This window comes from Variovorax atrisoli, assembly GCF_014195185.1.
In the GTDB taxonomy this organism is placed as follows: Bacteria; Pseudomonadota; Gammaproteobacteria; order Burkholderiales; family Burkholderiaceae_C; genus Variovorax; species Variovorax atrisoli.
The window spans coordinates 152,293-171,028 of record NZ_JACIBG010000006.1 but is presented as its reverse complement, the minus strand read 5'-3'; the positions used below and the strand labels follow the sequence as shown (position 1 = coordinate 171,028).

Sequence of the window (18,736 nt, the reverse complement as noted above, 5' to 3'; positions counted from 1 at the left end):
GCTCATGCCTCCATGTGGGTTTCGAGGGTGATTGACTGGCGCAACACCGGGCGCTGCCAGTTCACGGCCACGCTGCGCACGAGGCCGAGGAATGTCTCGGCGCCTTCCTCGTACTGCACGAGCGCACCGGGCTGGATGACACCGGTATCCGGGCGCACCTGAAGACTCAGCGTCACGTCGGCCTGCGCGCCCGTGTCCGAGAGGATGGGAAGGCCGCGCTGCGCGACGCCGACGACATCCGTCATGAGCGCGTGCGTCACCATGTCGGCCACGCTGTCGCCGGCGGTGCCGGCGCGCGTGACCTGCCCCAGCACGCCGTCGCCCGTCGTGCCGGCAACAAACACCCGGTTGTAGTCGGGCCGCGTCTTCTGCGCGATGCCCTCGACGGCCACGGCCGCCGCCGGCAGCACGAAGTCGGGCGCCAGCGTCGCCCACTGCCAGGGCGCAGCCGGGTAGCGCGGCAACACCCGCAGCGTTGCGTCCGTGGCGTGGGGCTGTACGATGGCGCCGGCCGCGCTCGCGATGTCGAGCACGGCGCCAATGTGGCTCCCCTGAAAAGCCCAGGTCCCCCCGGGCACGGTCCAATCCATCAGGCCGAAATCGATGCCCCAGCCGATGCCGACGCCGTTGTACGTCAGCGCCAGGTCGAGCAATTGCGCCACGCTGCGCGCGTCCGCCGCCGCATGGTTGAGGATTTGCGAGTAGGGGCTATCGAGCAGGGCCGCACGCCCCCTGCCCTGCACTTGCACCTTGTTATCGGCAAAGCGGCGGTCCCTGCTGCAGTCGGTCGCGGTCAGGCGATACGGCACGCCGTTGATGGTGGCGAGGATGTCCACCGGGGCCACATGAATGCCGCGCCGGATGACGGGCCACGCCGCGCCCGGCAGCGTGGCCGACCAGCGCCACGTCCACGAATCGGCGTCGAGGCTCATCGAGAAAGCCAACGCCTCCAACGCCTCGCCACTGTCGAGGCGCACGAGGCTGATGCTGTTCTGCACGGTGTAGACCTCCAGAATCGGCACGACGACGGTTTCGCCGGTGCCAGGCGGCGGACGATGCCGCTCGCAAACAAAGATGAGCGTGGTCGCGTACTGCTGCCGCTCGCGGAAGACGAGGGTTGTCGAGGGCTCGTAGCACGGGGATTCGGTGGGCGGCACGATGACCGAGCGGCCCGGCAGCGGATACATGGCGGCTTGCCAGCGCGACACGCTGCCGACATCGAGCTGCAAGGCCGCGTCGAAGCGGTCCGCATGGCGGGCCTGCATGCGCTGCGCCTCCTGCCAGGTCGCGGGCACTGCGCGGCGCAGGCGCTCGGCCTCCTGATAGCGCACTCTGACGGGCGCCGGCGCCAGTCGCTGCGCCTCCTGCCAGCGCGCCGCAGCGGCCGTGCGCGCACGCACCGCCTCCTGATGGCGAATGCCGGAGCCGGCTTCGAGCTGGCGAGCCGCCTGATACCTCGCGGTGGCCGCTGCACGCGCGCGACTCGAGTCCTGCCAAACGGTCGCGGTGCTCGACGACGCCGGCGCGGCGGTCTGCCATGCGGACACGCGCCCGACGCGCGCACGCTGCGCGCTCTGATGCCTTGCGACGGCGCCGCCCTCGATCTGTCGCGCGACTTGCCAGCCGCTCGACACCTTCCCCATTAGCGGACGGCGCGCCGCGCTCGCGTACTTCGCCACGCCGCCCAACATGAAGACGGGCAGCGGGATGCGGCCGGCCGCTGTCGCGAGCGGCGGCATGGTCGCCGTGACGCCGCCAGACACGAAGAAGCCCGGCAGCGGGATGCGCCCGAACGCATAGGCCGCACCGCTGCTCGGTTCCTCGGGCTCGCCGAACACGAGAACGTTCGGCGGGCCATCGAGCGGCGGCTTGCGAAAGATGAGGTCGTCAACCGCCAATTGCGACCTCGCCGAGGAAGAAGGTTCCGCCCTGATAGAGCTTCGCCTCGGGGTCGCCCTCGGGCGGGTTCTGCACCACGAGCTTGACCTGCCCCGAGCCCGAGGGACCGCTCATGGTGAAGTCGGCCACCCAGGTGCCATCGGCCTTTTCAAGGCGGCCCCAGGTGGCGATGCCGGTCGCTACGGCCAGGTCGCCGGCGGTGTCGGCCTGCACGAGCGAGAGCGCGCCGTCAGTCACAGCGCCAACGGGCACCGCGAGGACCGCCGCAGCCAGCAGCGTGCCGACAGCACTTCCCTCGGGCGGCTGCACGCCGCCGCACACGAGAAAGCGCGCGCCCTCGCCAAGGTACGCCACGAGGCCCGGCCCGCCCAACATGGCGTTGATGGCGAGCACGTTCATGGCATCAGCTCCACCTTGCCATTCGCAAGGGTCAGGCCGTCCGTGACGACGGCGCGCTTTCCGTGTGCCAGGTAGTAGGCGATCACGGTGTAGCTCTGCAGCTCATCGACGAACTGGAAGTCGTAACCACCGTCCGCGCCGCTCCATAGCTCGCGAACCACAAGGCCATCCGCCTCACGCACGAGCCGCACGCGGCACGGATAGGGCTTGTTCAGCGGGTTCACGTAGTCGAGCGTGAACCCGCGCACACGGCCGACGCCATTACCGAGCACGCCCGTGGAGTAGTCATTGCGACCCTTGGCGAGCTCCATGAGTTGGGTCTGCCCGTAGGGCAGCGCAATGCTGGCGGCAGAGGAGATCGCGACCGGCGAAATCACCAATGGCGCGCAGGTCGCCGCGTCGATCAACCACTCAGGCTGTGGAACGACGGAAGCAGGCGGGGTGAAGTCGTTGAAGTAGAGCGCCTTCTGGTCGATGCCCACCTCGTCGAGCACTCCCAAGAACGTATTGGACGCGCTGCCGCTGTAGTTCCCTATCGCGATGTCGGGACTTGCGTTGCCGGGCAGACCATTGGCCCCGCTCGACGAGGCCACCATGACGCCATCGATGAACAGTCTCAGCATCCCGTTCTCACTGGAAGCCGCGACGTGGCGATTGACGTTCAACGCGCCAAAGGCACCGGCGGGGCTGGAGACGAACCGGGTCGGCGTGCCCTGCACGCTCAACGTGAGTACGCCGGTGCTCGGGTCGAGGGCCAGATACACAACGCCGATAGCCGAGGTTATGCCGCCAAACACCGCGATCATGCGGTTGCCAGCAGTGTTTGCCGTTGCTCTCACCCACGCCTGGATCGTGAAGTCCGAACCTGCGGCATAGGGAAACAAGTTGCTGGTGGCGACTCTCAGCATGCCGCTGCCGGAAAAGTCGACGGAACGCGCGCCTTTGATCGGGTTGAATGTGAGCGCATTGGCCCCCGCGCTAACTGCAAAATTGATTGCCGGGCCGAATTCGTTTATCCACCACGAGGCCGACTCGAACGACATGCGAATCGTGGTGTGCGCAATGGGCGGAATGCGCAAGACATTTGCCGTCAGAGCTCGCGCACCGGGCCACCGGATACCCATCCAATTCCGGACGAGTTGAAACTCCCGCCATGTCACACCATCGTCGGAACGCTCGATAGCGCACCCCAAGAGGAAACGCGCTGCGCTGTCGGCAGCCCCTACTTGGATATTGGTGATCTCGGTCGCCGCGCCGAGGTCCCAGGTGATCGTTGAATTAGCAGCAAGCGCAGCCCCGGTCGCCGGGTTCCCGTCTTGAAGATTGCTCAAGGTCCCGCTCAACGGGGGCACGCTGGAGGTCAACACCGCGCCCGAGTCTGCACGGGTCGCACCGTTGAGCAACCATAGTTCCGTCAGCTCGACAACGCCCCCGCCGTCGTATGGCTTGAGCCCTACGGCTCGCCAGTAACGATGCTTCGCCATCTCAGCGCCACGGGCCCGTGATGTCGAAGAAGGTCGCGCCAGTGTTGCTGGCAGTCGGCACACTGGTGGTATTGGTGTTCGTCGTATTCACGACGATGAGATTCCTCCCGGCGAGAGGCCCACTTCCCGGCACCCGGTCATTGAACTTGAAGCTATCGAAGGCCAACGTATGGGGCGTCGAGTAGAGGCCCGGCGCATCCCCACGAGGTGGCGATGAGGTATTCACCGCGAAGTAGCGCTTCGACAGACGCAATGCCCCATCGATGGGACTCGGAAAGGACCCGAAAAGGCCGTCAATGCCAGAGGTCGATGAGCTTACCCCGGTGTAGGGTAGACACATGTTGAGCAGAGCCGAGCCCAGTCCCGCAGGCGCCCGCGGAAAGGCGTGCTGCGTAGCGTTGTTGTACTCGGGCTGGCCATCCGACTGCGAACTCGAATTGTTGGTGATCGAATAGCCCAGCACACAAGCGTAGGCATCACCGCCGGGCCTGAAGGCCACCGCATCCCCGAAGAACTTGGTGAAACCCTGCGTGAAACTTGAACTCGACGCATACCCCGGGCAGACATGAATATAGAAGGCCCGCGCGTCGCCGATGAGCATCCACTGCACTGCCGTGGCATTCGCCGTGTTGCTCTTGGTCCAGTAGCCGCCCCCGGACATCTGCAGCGCCGTGGGAAACAGGCCTGCATAGGTGTTGATGTCGCTCATGGACTCGCAACCGACCACACGCGCGCTCGTGGCGCCCGTGTCGTCGAGCCGAAGAATCATCTTCGTGCTGGCTGGATCGGTCGATTGAAACGCCGCGACATTCGTACCGCTGAAGATCTCGGCGAACCCCAACGGCGCCATCTTCATCGTGATGGTGCCGGTGTAAGTCCCATCGGGAAGATTAGTCGCAAAGGTCACAGATGCAGCGCCAGGCCTGCCGGTGACCTTCTGTTCGCCGTTCATGCCCGCCCAACCGGTCGGGCCGCCGGTCACGCCCGCAATAAGCACCACAGAATCGATCTGCGCCGAATGCGAGCCGGTGAATGCCGCTGTAGCGACGCCACCGGCCACCGTCAACGAACTGAGCGTCTTGAGGTCAAAGCCATCCTTCAGACAAGCGCGGATGACGCCCAGGAGCGAGCCGACAGTGCCCGACAGCGCGGGCGCGCCGGACATCAGGTTCGAGAAGTATTTGACGGTTGTATCGACAACAGAGGCCATGGGTTCTTTCTCTACTTAGGGACGGTCCACGCCAATGAGGACGAGGATTTCGAAGGAGTCGTCGAGCACCGTTTCGGCACCCATCTGCACGGTGCGAATCGGCACAAAGGGGAAGGTCGCGGCCACCGTGTTGAAGCGGATGAGCTGGCCGGCGGCCCAGCCCGAGCCAAAGCCGGCGGCAGGGATCGTCATGTAGGGCACGCCCGAGGGGCCGAGCGGCGAACAGTCCGCAGTCATCGGTTGACCGGTGACGATCTGCCCGACGTGCTCGCCGATCAGGTTGTAGGTCGTACCGCCGGCGTTGATCTGGATGCGCCACCGCTCGGTGACGGCGCCTTTGTTCGTGACCGTGATCGGGAAATCGATGTCGTTGAACGTCGGGTCCGCCGGGTTGCCGATGAGCGCGTCAGACCAGACACCGGTCCATGCCTGCTGATCGAACAGCAGCGATACGCGCGCCTTCACGTCGCCCATGGGAAGCGCGCTGCTCACGTAGCTGTCGCCCGAGCTGTAGTCGTGCGTGACGCGGCCGGCGAAGGCCAGGCGGCCATCGATGCCGACATCCGAGACGGTCAGCAGGTCTTCAATGCGGTGCTCGACCACGACCGGCTGCGCATAGCTCGACACGTCGGTGAAGGTCACCGTGCCGGCATCGAGGTTGCGCGTGTAGCCCGTCTCGATGGTGGCGCCGTCCGCACCGACGATGCGCACGCGCGAGAGGCGCACGCGCCCGACATCGAGGGTCTGGCCGTTGGACACCACGGCCGCCGGCATGCGCTTGGTGTTGTGGATGACGACGAGCTCACCCTTGCGGAAGATCGGCACGCGGCCATCCGAGGGCAGGCGCACCGGGTCGAGGCCGAGAAGCGTCGCATCGACGGGCAACGTCGTGTAGGCGACGGCGTTGTATCGGATGGTGCTCGCGAAGACTGGGACCGGCTTCCAAATCTTGCCGTCGCTGCCGACCGCATCGGCCGAGTACCAGATGGCGCCCTCGTTGCCGGCGGCCGTCACCCAGTCGCCGAAACGCACCTTGCCGACGCCCGTCGATGCGTCGAAGGTGCCATGCACGTTCGTGCCGTTGATGAAGCCCGAGGCGTCGGCCGTGACGTTGATCGTGCCGCCGTTGAGCTTCGTCGCCAGGAGCTGCAGGGTGTTCGGGCTGACCGGCGCCACCGGCGTGCGGAAGACGACGTATTCGACCGGCTGGCTGTCCAACGAGGTGAGCAGGCTGTTCACCACGACCGAGGTCGAGGCCGAGGCCGGCCAAGTCGTGAGTGCGGCGGTGTTGGTCGCGTAGTCGTAGGTGCCCGCCAGCGAGGCGGCGCCGGTGGCCGCGTCGAGGTCGGTGTAGAGCGAACCGGCCCGGTCGAAGTAGGTCTTGCCGCCGAACGTGAAGTTGACAGCACCGGGCACGCCCTTCTCGCTAGCGTTGGGCAGCAGCTTGATGAAGAGCTTAGGCGCGTTGAAAGTCTGGCTCTTCGTGGTGCCAGCGCCGGCCACACGGAAACGCACTGACACGAGCGCCGTCGAGTCGGTCGGCAGCGAGGCGTTGAGCACCGCGTAGGTGTAGCCCGTGAGGGTGTTGCGGTAGAAGCCCGGCAGGTTCGGCGAAAGGACCGTGCCGAGCACGCCCTGAGGGCTGACCGCCCACTGCGGCACGGGCACGCTCACGACGGCCTCGGGGTAGAGCTTGGCGATGCCGGTCGAATAGACGATGGCTCCGAACTCGACGCCCAGGCCATCCACCAGCTTGCCCGCGCCGTTGTCCGTCACGGTCTTGGTGGCCGCGAAATTCTGCGGCACCCACTGATCGGCCGGCACGCCGTTGGTGGACTGCAGGATGAGATTCCAGTCGAGGGCGACGGACCACGGTGCGACGTTGGTCTTTCCGAGGTTGAGCGTGATGGCGCCATCCACATCGCGCGCCGGCGCCGGGAAGGTCTTCGTCTCCGGGTCGCCGTGGCTGTAGTTGACCGTGAAGGCCACCGCCGAGGCCGGCAGCACGTTCGGCCGCAGCTCGATGGTGCTCGACGCATAGGACACCGGGCCGGTGGCGTCGCCTGTGAGCACGCCGCTGCCGTTGTCGCTGGCATGGCGCGCGGCGCCGTCGTTCCAGTCCACCGACACGGTGCCGGCCTGCGCCGCCTGGTTGTCGAGCGCGAGCATGATCGACACGGCGGCCGTGAGGGTGCCGCTACGGTCCTTGTAGTTCGCCTTTGCCGCCCAGGTGAAGATGACTTCGCTGCCCACGTCCGGCAGGCTTCCCAGCGTCGGCAAGGCCGTGCCCGTCACGAAATCCACCGTGCCGCTGCCGATGCTCGAATCCGTGCCCGACAGACGCCCGCCGCCATCGTCGGCCAGCTCGTACCAGTTGCCGCCGGCGCGGTAGGCCACGCGCAGCGAGCCAGGCGCCGGCGGAGGCAGGATGGTCAACGGGTAATTGATGCGGCGGCTTTCCAGCGCCACCGCGATGGAGGTCGAATCGGCCAGCTCGATAGGCGCGCCCGCCGGGCGGAAGGTGATCGTCTTGTTTCCGGTGATCGTGGGCGCATCGCTGGCGAGCGTCATGGCGCCGCCGGCATAGTTCACGCTGCCCACCGTGAGCGCACCGAGCTTCAGGCGCCCGCCGTCGTCGGTCAGCGTGCCCGCCGAGGTCGCCACCGAGAGCGAGCCCGGGTAGGCGGGATTGCCGAAGGTGATGATCGAATTCGGGCCGAACACCACCCCGGTATTCAGCGTCACGGTGCCAGAACCCGAGGCGACAAGCGAGGTCGAGGAGCCGGCGGCCGACATGTCCACGAGCGGGATTTCGGTCGTGGCGCTCGGCACGAGCTGCGTGCTGATGGTGTTCACCTTGGCGGACAGGTCGCCGGTGCTCACGGGCGCGGCTAGCTTCGCGATGCCGTAGAACTTCGCGGCATTCGCCACGAGCATGCGGTTCACCGCTGCGGCCGTCGCCGAGCGCTCGAAGAGGCGGCTTGCGGGCGAGCCGGTGTAGTCGTTTTTGAGGCCATCCAGCAGCTCGCAGACGCAGACCTGTGCGGCGTAGTCCACGAAGGTGCCGCCGGTGCTGTAGCTGTAGGTGCGCTGTTCCACCGAAACATCGGACACGCGCACGTACTCCGTCTTGCCGCCGCCGCTGATCTGCAGCGTGCCGTTGATGGCGGGCGGCGTCGCGCCGGGGCGCTGGAAGATTTGAAGCGAGCGCTGCCCCTGAACGTGGTTCGACAGCATGTAGCCGTTGAACTCTTCGCCCGGGGCGGTGTACGCCTCGATGCGGTTCTGGATGCTCGCGCGGCGGTCGAAGAAGTCGCCGGTATAGAAGAGCGCCGCGCTCACGTTCGGATCGAGCGGCGGACGCGCGATGATGACCAGTCCACCGAGCGCGGTATCGGTGTTCAGCGTCTGCACCGTCGCCGCGATCTTCATGATGGACGCATCGCCGCGTGCGCGGTCCACCGCCGAGATGTCTTTGAAGATGGCATTGCTCTTGCCGTCTTCGATGACCTTCGAAGTCGGAGCGCCGCCGCCCTCAGGAACGTCATCCATCACCTGCGTGGTGACGAGCTTGATATCGGATTCGAGAATGGTCATTGGTCAGACGGTGTGACGGTGATGAGACGCACGGTGGCGATGTAGGGGTAGTCCTCGGCCGGCAGCTCGGGGCGCGCCAGCGGCTTGCCTTCGACGGCCACACCGGGCGCAAACTGCACGGTGAAGGCGCGGCCATCGGCCAGCACGAGCGCGTGTTCGCCGACCGCGTTCGCCTCGTTGAGCGCCTTCAGGGCCTTGAGCGCGCCGCGCTTGATCCATCCGGCCTCGACCTCGCCCTGCAGGGTGATCGGCTGGCCCGCCAGGCGCACAGCGGCATCAATGAGCGCAGCGCCGGTGACGGAGTAGCCGAGGCTCTTCTCGACGGCGTTCCAAGCGAACTCATCGACCCAGACCATGCCGCGCGGAATTTGCAGCCCGCCGAGGATGTGAAACTTCGGTGCTGCCATGTCAGGCTCCCGGGCGCAGGGAAGACGTGCCACGCGCGGCGCCGAGCTGCGCGAGCAGGCCCTCGATGGCGTCGGCGCCGGCGGCGTCGGTGTTCACTCGGCCGTAGTCGCGTCCGTTGAGCTGCAACTGCAGATTGACAGTGCGATTCGATTCAGGCTTGGGGATGCTGGTCGGGGTCTGGCCGTCGCCGAAGAACGTCACCTTCTCGGCCGCCCTCAGGAGCGCGTAGCTCAACGTGTCGCCGCCGTACTTCTTCTGCCCCGGGTTGTTGAAGAACTGAACGTTGCCCTTCTCATCGGCGAACTCGCGGGCGATGCGACGCGCGGTTTCATCGTCCTTGATGCCGGCGTTTTTCAGGAAGGCGGCGATGCCGGTCAGCGTGCCCAGGTCGCTACCCGCGTTCACGGTCTTGCCGGTCTTGTCGGTGGAGAAGCCGTTCGCGTCGCGGCCGAGTCGTTGGTTCTCGAGTGCGATCTCGCGCTGCTTGAGCTGAATCTCTTTCTCGCGCGCCTCGATGTCGCGCTCGCGTGCATTGGTGACCTCGCGCAGGGCGCCGGCCAGGCCGATGGCGGCTTGCGTGGCGTCGGTCTGCGTGTCCTTGAGCTTCAGGGTCGAGCGGCCGGCACTGTCGAGCACGACTTCGAAGCCGCGCATCGCGGCCTGCGCCTGCACCCATCCGGGCGCCACTCCATTGCTCGCCGCAATGGCGGCCTCGGCTGCACGCTTCCATGCATCGCCCAGGCCGCTCGCGGTCGCCTGCCCGCTGTCGCGGATCAGCTCGTAGTCGCGCAGCGCGACCTTCGCCATGGTTTCAAGCTCGGCCTTCGTCTGCACGCCGGCACGCTGGAAGGCCGCCGCGACCTCGGCCGCCGCGTCCGCCTGCGCCTTCTTGTTGGCGCCGGCAGCATCGGCCGCCGCGTTGTTGGCCTTCTTCAGCTCATCGAGCTTCTGCACCGCCAGCTCAAAATTCTTCGTCTCGATGGCCTGCGCGTATTCGGCCCGCAGGCGCTCGACGGTGGCCCGGGCTTCCTCCGTCTTGACCTTCTGCGCTTCGGCCGCGCTGGCGGCCTTCTGGCCGGCTTCCTGCGCACCGTCGCCGGCGGCCTTCATCTCGGCGGCCATGTTCGTGAAGGCGGCCGCGCCGCTGGCAGCTGCGGCCGTGGTCTTCTCCGCGTCGCCGGTCAGTGCTGCCCAGCCGGTACGGGCCTGCTCCGCGCCCTCGGCCGCGCGGTCGAAGGCTTCGCCCGCCTTCTCTCCGAAAGCATCCGCCACCGCACCGGTGGCCTCGGCGGATGCGCGCACCTCTTCCGCAGCCTGCTTGAACGCCGCCGACAGGTCGCCGAACGTCACCTTCGCCAGCCCGGCGATGATCGTGGCGATACCCTCCTGCACCGCTACGACCACCGTCGCCATGCCCTCGGCAATCTTGTAGATGGCCGCCAAGACGACATTGGCCCCGGTGGACATGACGCCCCACACGGTCTGCACGATGTTGCCGGCGTTCTGCGCCTTGCGGCCGAAGTCGTCGAGCAGCGCGCCGGCGCGGTCGGCCATGACCTGCGCCTTCGCCACCAGCGCCGGCACGTCCACGCTCGCGATGAACGCCTGCACCCACTTGATGCCGTTCTGGAAGGCCGTCGCAAGAGCATTGCCGAAGCGGCCCACGGTGCCATCGGCCACGGCCGCGCGCAGGGCGCCCGACAGTTGCTCGACGCCTTGCTTCAGCACCGGCAGGATGGGCGTGGTCAGCGCGTTGAGGGTGGAGTCCCACGCGGTGCGCAGAGCGTTGAGCGCGCCGTTGAGATTGGCCTGCATCACGCCGGCCGTATCGGCTGCGCTGCCCTTCGCGTTCTGCAGCGACTTGGTGAGCTCATCGAGCTTGTCCACGCCCTGATTCAGCAGCGCGCGCAGCGCCGGGCCGGCCTCCTGCCCCACCGCCGCAATCGCGCGCTGTCCGGCCGGGCCGGCAGCGGCCAGCTCGTGCAGCATCTTCTCGAAGTTGTTCGTCGTGATGCCGGCCGCTGCCAGCTCCGTTCGGAATTTGCTGGCCGGGTCGGAGAACTGGGCGAGGATGCTGTTCAACGCCGTACCGGCGCGGCTCGCGTCGATGCCGGCGTCAGCGAACTTACCGATGATCGCCACGGTGGATTCAAGGCTCAGGCCGAGCGTGTTCGCCAGCGGTGCTGCATAGCTCAGTGCCTGCGCCAGACCCGACACGCTCGTATTCGTGGCATTGGCGCCCTTGGCGAGCACGTCGGCCACTCGGCCGGAGTCGGTGAAGGACAGGCCGAGGCCATTCACGATCTTCGTCAGGTACTCGGCTGAGGTTGCCAGCTCGACATCGCCGGCACGCGCAAGCTGCATGGCCGCCGGCAGCGTGCCGATGGCATCCTTGACGCTGAGACCGGCCTTTGCCAGGTTCTCCAGCGCGCCTGCCGCCTCCAGCTCGGTGAAACCATAGCGGGCATCTGCCGCGGCTTCCTGCGCCGCTTTGCGCAGGGCGCGCATCTCGGACGCCGTGGCGCCCGTGGCGGCCTGTACGCGGCTGAGCGCCTGTTCGAGGTCCGCTCCGCCCTTCACCCAGCCCACGAACGCCTGAATGCCGAAGTAGCCCAGCACGGCCGCAGCAAAGACGGCGAGACGCGCCTGCAGGCGGTCGAACACCTTGGACGCATCGTCCTTGGCGTTGATGAGGATCTGAATCGGCTTGAAGGCCAATGGGTAACCTTTGGAGAAGTGGGAAGCGAAACGGAAGCCAATGCGGCGACGTATGGCGCCTCAGGCGAAGCGCCAGGCGTCGCCGCCGCCGGGAGGCCGGCGACGGCGAAGGGAGGCGTCAGGCGGCCACCGGGCGGCCGTCCACGAAGATCGCCACACCGTTGGGCGGGGTCAGCACCTCGACATCGAACTCCATCGAGGTGTAGGCGTCATCGCTGGTGATGAGCGACAGGTCACCGGTCGGCGTGAGCGTCACGAGCGGCATGTAGGTGTCGCTCTGCTCGCCGTCTGCAATGTTGGAGATGACGCGTAGCGCACCGCGACGCAGCGTCTTCTCGCTCGACTTGATCGTCTGCCAGGTCGCGGAGGGCTTCGTGTACGCGACCTTGATCGGGCCTGCAGGGATGTTGCCGCCCGCCAGGATCTGCAGGCGACCGAGCGCCGCGTCAATGGTGTAGTCCGCGCCCAGCTCGAACGGATCGCCGCCTGCATCCGGCGTGACGACCACAGCCGAGACATTGCGCGCACCGGCCGGATTCGCGTCCGTGCGGCCGAGCTGGTAGAAGCGGCCCGGAATCACCTTCAGTGCCTCTGCCGCGACCGAGCCGGCCTCTTGCGTGGTCGTGGACTTGTCGCCCGAAATGAACATCGCGCGGTTGTCGATGCTCATGTTGTCGCAGGTGATCTTGCCGGTGCGGTCGATGCGAACGACGCGATCCGCATCCTTTACACCCGGGCCGACCTCGGCGCTGTAGTGCGGCGCCTTCTCGGTCGAAATGCTCACCGTGACCGTGGGGCAGTTGCCGAAATGGCGCTCGCCCGTGATCTGGTCGGCGTCGTCGATGGGGTCGAAGAACACGCGGCCGCGCGGGATGACGTATTCACTCTTTTCGAATTTGTTTGCCATGGTGGCTCCGTTGAAAGGGTTCACTCCTGACCGAGAAACCGGCCAGTCGTGGAGAAAAGAAGCTCGACGCCGACGAAGCCTTCGAGCGGGTATTGCGGCGGGGCGAAGCGCACGAGCGCCAAGGCGCCCCACCGGCGGCCCCCGGCTGCGCCGGGCTCCCAGTTGTGAAGCGAGGCAATGACCGCCGAGAAGGCGGCATCGAGCAGCAGCGCGGCGTCCGGCCCGTGCTTGGCGCAGAGCAGGACCTGCCAGCCCGGCTGCAGCGCTACGGCACCCGCCTTCACGTCCGATACCGCGCCGGCAGCGAACATGACGGATGCGAGCGCATGTCCGGGGCGTTCGCCCATGTCGGTCGTGTAGCCCTTGACGGTCCACGCGGCCGACAGCGACTCGCGCAGCCGCTCCACGATGACGGGTTCGAGTGCGAGCATGGTCACGCGCTCCCGAGGGTCAGGCGGACGAAACCAGCGCCGTCCGCGTCCGTGCGCATCACTTCGTAGACGGTCCCGCGCACGGTGATCGTGTCGCCCCGTGCCAAGCCGCCCAGGTCCGCGACGGCGCCGGAGCATTCCGGCGCACGCGCATCGACCTGCCCTTCGAAGAGATGCGCGGCGGGTTCGTCGAAGATGACGGGCACGTCTCGGCCGGCCACGTTCGCAATGGCGTTGGCGAGATGCCCGAGCACACCGGCATCCACCATGCGCTCGATCTGGGCGAAGGGAGCTTCCATCACCACTGCGCCGCCTCGCTCAGCGCACCTTCGCCGCGAAAGACGCGTTGATGCGGTACGGCACGGGCAGCGGCGCCGACTGCAGCAGCAGGATGCGCACTGCCGGGTCCTTCTCGATCCACGACTTGGAGAAGTACGGCACCGCCTGGAAACCGGCCTCTTCGTCGCGGATCGCACCGTAGGCACGGGCGCCTTCGAGGTCAGGGCTGGTGATGATGACGGTGTAGTCGGGCAGGTAGGGCACCAGCTCTTCCGTCTCTGGGTCTTCGTACCAGCCGGCATAGACCCAGATGTCGAAGTCGCCGATGTTCCCCATGTAGCGACCGCCCTCGCCCACCACAGTGGGGTTGAGCTTGTCGTTGCCGCGGAAGCGGTCGAGCAGCTTCTGCACCGAGGGCGCCGCGCTGAAGAGCTGCCAGGCCTTCACGTCCATGACGAGGGTGTTCGCAGCGGCACCCGAGTGCTGCGTGACCAGCATCGACCACTCGTTGACATCTTCGAGCGGATCGACGCCGGTTTCGCCCCAGCGGTTGCCGGCGGAAAGCGCCTTGGTCAGATCGGCGTGGCGACCGAAGTCCACGACCACGGCCGGGTACTCCTCGCCCACCACCGTGACCTTGCCGGTGCGCAGGGCCTCGACCGCCATGACCTCTTGCCGGCGCGACAACATCTCGAGTTGGTCCTGCAGGTCGCCCGCGAGCAATGCCTGCTGGCGCTGCGCCGGAGACAGTTCGCCGCCGATGCGCTCGCCGATGGCGCGCTTGAAGGGACGCGAGCTGTCGAAGACGCGCTTGTCCTTCACATAGGCCGGCTTGAAGGTGCCGGTCTTGAAGCCCTTCGACTGCACGACCTTGCCGGCCACGATGGGCGCGACGAACGGAGCCAGGCGGCGGCGGCCGTTGGCGACATCGAAATGGATGTCCTCGCTCGTTTCGGTCTGCAGGTCGCGGAAGAACGAGTTGAGGATGAACGGTGCCGGAGCGGGCAGCTCGGCGATGACGCGCGCGAGCACGCCGGTGGAAAAGATGTCCATGAAAAGTTTCTCCTGTGGGATGAGGGGTGCGGGTGCGGCTGGTGTGCCTGTGGCCTCGCTCAGGCCATGTCGGGCAGCAAGGTGATGCCCTTGGTGCGCAAGCCTTCGGTGAGGCTGTCCACCGTGTGGCCGGCGCCGATCACCAGCGCGCTCACGTTGAAGTCGCCCCGGGCGTAGCCCAGCGCTTCGCGGTCACCGCCGGTGGCATCGACGGTTTCAGCCAGGATGAGATCCGGCTCTTCGCTGCCATCGGTGGCAGCAGCGGCGCTCACGGTGTGCTTCTTAGAGGCGGTGATGACGCCGAGCACGGTGCCGGCGGCGTAGACGCGACCAGCCAGCAGCGTGACCTTGCGGCCGACGAGCAGGTGCGCATTGCCCGCGATGAGCACCTTGGATGCCGAGACGCCCTCGGTCTTGAATTCAGCGCGATAGTCCATGTCTGGAACTCCTGAGTTGCTGTGTGGGATGAGCTGCGAATCAGCGCGAGCCGCGGAAGCTCGACACGATCTGGCTCGCGAGTGCGGCCTCTTCGGAGGCCGGGCCGGTGGCGGCCTCGACGCCCGACACGTCGGGGTTGCCCAGCGTGGACATCGCGGTGGCGAAGGCGTTGGCGCCCGCTGCCGGGGCCGCGGCGGGTGCGGCGGCGAGAACTGCGCCGGCCTGCTCGACCGTGAGGCCGCTGGTGACGCACTGAATCGCGAGCTGAGTGCGGCCGGCTGCGGCCTCGTGCGCGAAGATGCCGCTAACCCGCGTGCGCTCGGCCTTGGCGCCTTCTTCGCGACCCTCGGCACGCGCACTGTCGATGTGGGACTGCGTGAACGCGCCCGGGTTGGCCGGCGGGGTGCCTGCGTTGGCTGCTGCGGCTTGTTGACCGCCCGCCTCGTTGGTGGTGGTGCCAGACATTGAAACTCCTTTGTCGTTGGCGTTGGATCGGGCGGTCGGCCCGACAGGAAAGGACCGGCTGCGCTGGGCGGCCAGTTCGGAAATGAGTTGGTCCGTGGTGGCGATGCGGTCCGCCAGGCCGGAAGCGACAGCGGCGACACCCGAGTAGCTGGCCGCCTGCGTCTTGCGCACGACGGCGGCGTCCATACCGCGATGACGCGCCACGGCATCCACGAACATCGTGTAAAGGCCGTCGATCTCGGTCTGCCAGGCGCTGCGCACGTCCTCGGGCAACGGCTCGTAGGGATTGCCGTCCACCTTGTGCGCACCCGCGAAGATGTGCGTCACCGTGATGCCGTCTTGGTCGAGCGCGCGCGAGAAATCGACGTGTCGCGAGACGACGCCAACAGAGCCGGCGTACCCCGTGGTTGTCACGGCCACTTCATCCGCCGCGCTGGCGCCGAGGTAGGCCGCCGACAGGGCCATGCCGTCCGCGATGGCATGCATGGGCTTGCGCCCGCGCAGATCGAAGATGCGCTGCGCGTACTCGAAGGCACCCTGTGCCTCGCCGCCGGGGCTGTCGTAGACCTGCAGCACAGCATGCACGTCCGGCTGGCTCATCGCATCTTCGAGGTCGGCCGCCAAGTCGTTGTAGCCGACGAGGTAGGTGCTCTCGGCCATGTCGAGCCTGCTGCGATGCAGGAGTGCGCCACTGACGTTGAGGACGGCGACGCCTTCAACCACGCGATAGCCACGGTCGCTCGCCTCGCCCCGGCGCGTCGAGAACAGCTCCGGCGCGAGCAGGCGGGAGCCGTCTGCCGCAGCGACAGCCAGCGGAGCGGCGCCGAGCAGGCGTTCGCTCAGGCCGGCAATGATGGCGTCGAGCTTCTGCGGGTGGATGAGCAGCGGCGTGTTGAAGATGCGCGCGGCGATGTGGGGGTATCTCATGCGGTGGTTTCCTCGGTCTGGTCGTTGCCATCGCCGTCACTGCTGCCGCCGCTACCGCTACGGCCGGAAGCGTCGGGCTGTTCGTCATCGCGCGTGGTCTGTCCGCTGGCAGCAAGTGCTACGGCGATGGGTTGCGCGGTGGTCAGGCCGCGCTCGGCGGCCATGCGCAGTTCGATGGCGCGCTGGTCCATGACCTCTTCGAAGTCGTCGCCCTGCTCCGCGCACTCCTTCTCCAGCGTCGAGATGCCCGTCTCGATGCGCAGCGCGGCGGCCTGCGCTTCCTTGACTGGATCGACCCAGCCGCGACCGCCGAAGATGAAGCGCGCACGCAGGTAGGCGTAGCGGTTCTCGTAGAAGCCGGGCGCCTCGATCTCGCCGGCGTTGATCGCCTCTTCAAGCCACAGCTCATAGATGGCGCGAAGCCAGTAGTCCGACAGCCAGCGACGGCGCCCGTGGAAGTAGCGCCAGGCTTCGAGCAGTGCCGCGCGTGCGCTGCTGTAGTTCGACTTGCTGAAGTCCTTCAGCAGCAGCTCATAGGGCAGATTCATGCCCGCCGCGATGTGCCGCAGCGAAGCCAGCATGAACGCCTCGAAGGCCTGGTTCGGGCGCCCGGGCGTGAAGCTGGAGAGGCGTGCGCCGGCGGGCAGCGGAATGACCGCAGCACCCTTGAGCTGGCGGATGTTGCGGGTCTGCGCGACCGAGGCATTCCACGCATCGCGCGGGTTCTCTCCGAACAGCTCGGCAGCGGATGCCGGATCGAGATCCGATTCGAGGAACGCGGCGACCAGTGAGTTGGCGAGACTCGCCTGCAGCTCGTTGGCCGCGTACTTGCCGGCCATGTGGAATTCGCGCATGACGGCCGACACGACCGGCTTACCGCGCGACTGGCCGGTGCGTTCCTTGTCGTGCAGATGGATGACGCGACGACGGCCCCAGGGAGTGAAGGCGGGCACGCGGTCCCACTCTATGAACTGCGCCTCTCGCGTCATGCCGTAGAAGCCGAACGCGAAGGCGTCACCCGGATGGCGCTTGAGGATGTGGTACGCGACGGGGGCGCCCCACTTGTCGAACTCGATGCCCTTGCGGATGTCCTCTCGATGCTCCATGCCGACAGGGGTTGCGAGTCGGTCGGACTCCACCATCATGAGCCGCGTGTTCCAGCGAGCGCCTGGACGGGGCAGCCACAGCGGCAATGCCAGTGCGTCTCCGTTGAGCATCGCCCCGCCGAGCGCCTGCAGGGTCATGCCGAGCAGGTTCTGCGTGCGCGCGGCATCGCACTCGGGCGTTTCGGCCCAAGAGCGGAATTTGGCTTCGGTGACGTTGCCCCACTCGCGAGCCCGCTCGCGCGTCCAGCCGAGCAGGCGGTAATCCGGCGTAGCACTCAAACGCAGCACCGAGCCGACGATGTTGTCGCGCAGGGTCTGCATGCCGCCGGCCATCAGGCCGTTGTTGCGGCCGAGGTCGCGTGAGCGCGCGGTCAGCGTGTCGAGATCTGGCAGAAGATCGGCATCAGCACTGCCGGCGACAGGGTTCCAGTCGCGCATCGCCAGGTCGGTGCCCGAGGCGGCATCGTGTGCGGCCATCGCCGCACCAGGACGCGCCGACACACTGGCGCTTGCGGACGGATGGCGGAGACGGGTGCGGCGCGCCATCTCAGACCATGTAGATGGGGCCACGCGAGCTACCGCCCGAGCGGCGGTCAAGCTCTTCGCCCACGGCGGCGATTTCCTTGCGGATCTCGGCGACGTTCTGCTGGTACTGGACAGACCGCCCGTTGTGGGCGGCGCTAGTAGGAGCGGTTAGCCGGTCCTGCAGCGACGCCATGAGGCGCGCGCGGGTAGCTTGAAGTTCAGAAACTGAGAGGTGGCGGTAAATGCCCATGCATGCGATGACAACAGTTCATCGCGGACATTTCCGCTGGACATTTTCACAAAAACAGGTCCGCCAAGCAGAACCCTGGCCCGCCCATCGCCGCAAAGGCAAGTGGCTCAATCGAGCCCAACGCCCTATTCTGAGGAACGAATCAGCCGATGCAGCCAGAACTCGAATACTCGTCCTTGGACGTAACGCTCGACGGTGATATCAAACATCCCAGCAGGCATATGGGCAGCGACACCAGTCGATTCGTTCACTGAATCTGCCGCCGCATCAAAAAGCCACAACTCAGGTTCATCAAGCCGAAGCCTCACTGGGGACTGTAGGGACGGCAGGTCAGCGGGAATCTTTTCGAGCGCCGACCGGGCCGTATCAGCTGATTCACAGTGGATCCATCGCGCGATCACTAAACCAGTTGAAGTACTCAGAAACGCCGACTGCGCCGGTTCATCGCCCAAGACAAGGACTTGGGAAGCTCCGCAAGCAACAATGCCCAGATAGTCACCCTCGGCACATGCTCGCTCATAGTCCGTCTCCACTGCACCGATAGAGGTGCCGCAAACCCCTCGCCACAGCTTTCCAACTTGCGGGGACGCACAGATAAATGGACCACCATCTGTACGGGTCCAGTTGATGGTCATCAGCT

16 protein-coding genes are annotated in these 18,736 nt (G+C 66.7%); all 16 read right to left on the bottom strand.

Annotated elements, in window-relative coordinates:
- Positions 1-2 precede the first annotated feature (2 nt).
- Positions 3-1,898 carry a hypothetical protein gene (locus tag FHY06_RS21370; RefSeq protein WP_145760831.1) on the bottom strand — a complete coding sequence of 632 codons (1,896 nt, stop codon included), beginning with the start codon at positions 1,896-1,898 and terminating at the stop codon, positions 3-5.
- Positions 1,888-2,298: a hypothetical protein gene (locus FHY06_RS21365; RefSeq protein WP_145760832.1), complete on the bottom strand. Its 411-nt coding sequence runs from the start codon at positions 2,296-2,298 to the stop codon at positions 1,888-1,890. Before FHY06_RS21365 ends, FHY06_RS21370 begins: the two co-directional genes overlap by 11 nt.
- Positions 2,295-3,629, bottom strand: coding sequence for a LamG domain-containing protein (locus FHY06_RS21360; protein WP_184606245.1), 1,335 nt, complete (start codon positions 3,627-3,629; stop codon positions 2,295-2,297). Before FHY06_RS21360 ends, FHY06_RS21365 begins: the two co-directional genes overlap by 4 nt.
- A gap of 154 nt (positions 3,630-3,783) precedes the next feature.
- Positions 3,784-4,992, bottom strand: a complete 1,209-nt coding sequence (locus FHY06_RS21355; protein ID WP_145760834.1) for a hypothetical protein — start codon at positions 4,990-4,992, stop codon at positions 3,784-3,786.
- 15 nt (positions 4,993-5,007) lie between these two features.
- The gene (locus FHY06_RS21350; RefSeq protein WP_145760835.1) at positions 5,008-8,589 is read right to left on the bottom strand and encodes a hypothetical protein; all 3,582 of its coding nucleotides are present in this window, start codon (positions 8,587-8,589) and stop codon (positions 5,008-5,010) included.
- Positions 8,586-8,996, bottom strand: a complete 411-nt coding sequence (locus tag FHY06_RS21345; protein ID WP_260310564.1) for a hypothetical protein — start codon at positions 8,994-8,996, stop codon at positions 8,586-8,588. The genes FHY06_RS21350 and FHY06_RS21345 overlap by 4 nt, the downstream gene beginning before the upstream one ends.
- Position 8,997: 1 nt before the next feature.
- A complete protein-coding gene (locus FHY06_RS21340; RefSeq protein ID WP_145760836.1) occupies positions 8,998-11,715 on the bottom strand; it encodes a phage tail tape measure protein in 2,718 nt (905 codons plus the stop codon).
- Between the two features lie 118 nt (positions 11,716-11,833).
- A complete protein-coding gene (locus FHY06_RS21335; RefSeq protein WP_145760837.1) occupies positions 11,834-12,622 on the bottom strand; it encodes a phage tail tube protein in 789 nt (262 codons plus the stop codon).
- 20 nt (positions 12,623-12,642) lie between these two features.
- A complete protein-coding gene (locus FHY06_RS21330) occupies positions 12,643-13,053 on the bottom strand; it encodes a hypothetical protein (protein WP_145760838.1) in 411 nt (136 codons plus the stop codon).
- A 2-nt stretch (positions 13,054-13,055) separates the two neighbouring features.
- Positions 13,056-13,352 (bottom strand): head-tail joining protein, encoded by a 297-nt coding sequence (locus tag FHY06_RS21325; protein ID WP_145760839.1) that lies wholly within the window; start codon positions 13,350-13,352, stop codon positions 13,056-13,058.
- Between the two features lie 19 nt (positions 13,353-13,371).
- Positions 13,372-14,385 (bottom strand): major capsid protein, encoded by a 1,014-nt coding sequence (locus tag FHY06_RS21320; protein WP_145760840.1) that lies wholly within the window; start codon positions 14,383-14,385, stop codon positions 13,372-13,374.
- A gap of 59 nt (positions 14,386-14,444) precedes the next feature.
- Positions 14,445-14,822 (bottom strand): head decoration protein, encoded by a 378-nt coding sequence (locus tag FHY06_RS21315; RefSeq protein WP_145760841.1) that lies wholly within the window; start codon positions 14,820-14,822, stop codon positions 14,445-14,447.
- Positions 14,823-14,862: 40 nt separating this feature from the next.
- The gene (locus FHY06_RS21310; protein ID WP_145760842.1) at positions 14,863-16,215 is read right to left on the bottom strand and encodes a S49 family peptidase; all 1,353 of its coding nucleotides are present in this window, start codon (positions 16,213-16,215) and stop codon (positions 14,863-14,865) included.
- Entirely contained in the window at positions 16,212-17,798 is a 1,587-nt protein-coding gene (locus tag FHY06_RS21305) for a phage portal protein (protein WP_260310563.1), read from the bottom strand. The genes FHY06_RS21310 and FHY06_RS21305 overlap by 4 nt, the downstream gene beginning before the upstream one ends.
- A 70-nt stretch (positions 17,799-17,868) precedes the next feature.
- Positions 17,869-18,096, bottom strand: coding sequence for a hypothetical protein (locus FHY06_RS21300; RefSeq protein ID WP_186475857.1), 228 nt, complete (start codon positions 18,094-18,096; stop codon positions 17,869-17,871).
- A gap of 125 nt (positions 18,097-18,221) precedes the next feature.
- Positions 18,222-18,731 carry an Imm21 family immunity protein gene (locus tag FHY06_RS21295; RefSeq protein WP_145760844.1) on the bottom strand — a complete coding sequence of 170 codons (510 nt, stop codon included), beginning with the start codon at positions 18,729-18,731 and terminating at the stop codon, positions 18,222-18,224.
- Positions 18,732-18,736 lie beyond the last annotated feature (5 nt).

Coding starts and splice junctions, on each gene's coding strand:
- FHY06_RS21365 (WP_145760832.1), bottom strand. CDS start 2,298: ATGAACGTGCTCGCCATCAACGCCATGTTGGGCGGGCCGGGCCTCGTG.
- FHY06_RS21355 (WP_145760834.1), bottom strand. CDS start 4,992: ATGGCCTCTGTTGTCGATACAACCGTCAAATACTTCTCGAACCTGATG.
- FHY06_RS21350 (WP_145760835.1), bottom strand. CDS start 8,589: ATGACCATTCTCGAATCCGATATCAAGCTCGTCACCACGCAGGTGATG.
- FHY06_RS21345 (WP_260310564.1), bottom strand. CDS start 8,996: ATGGCAGCACCGAAGTTTCACATCCTCGGCGGGCTGCAAATTCCGCGC.
- FHY06_RS21335 (WP_145760837.1), bottom strand. CDS start 12,622: ATGGCAAACAAATTCGAAAAGAGTGAATACGTCATCCCGCGCGGCCGC.
- FHY06_RS21330 (WP_145760838.1), bottom strand. CDS start 13,053: ATGCTCGCACTCGAACCCGTCATCGTGGAGCGGCTGCGCGAGTCGCTG.
- FHY06_RS21325 (WP_145760839.1), bottom strand. CDS start 13,352: ATGGAAGCTCCCTTCGCCCAGATCGAGCGCATGGTGGATGCCGGTGTG.
- FHY06_RS21320 (WP_145760840.1), bottom strand. CDS start 14,385: ATGGACATCTTTTCCACCGGCGTGCTCGCGCGCGTCATCGCCGAGCTG.
- FHY06_RS21315 (WP_145760841.1), bottom strand. CDS start 14,822: ATGGACTATCGCGCTGAATTCAAGACCGAGGGCGTCTCGGCATCCAAG.
- FHY06_RS21310 (WP_145760842.1), bottom strand. CDS start 16,215: ATGAGATACCCCCACATCGCCGCGCGCATCTTCAACACGCCGCTGCTC.
- FHY06_RS21305 (WP_260310563.1), bottom strand. CDS start 17,798: ATGGCCGCACACGATGCCGCCTCGGGCACCGACCTGGCGATGCGCGAC.
- FHY06_RS21300 (WP_186475857.1), bottom strand. CDS start 18,096: ATGGGCATTTACCGCCACCTCTCAGTTTCTGAACTTCAAGCTACCCGC.
- FHY06_RS21295 (WP_145760844.1), bottom strand. CDS start 18,731: ATGACCATCAACTGGACCCGTACAGATGGTGGTCCATTTATCTGTGCG.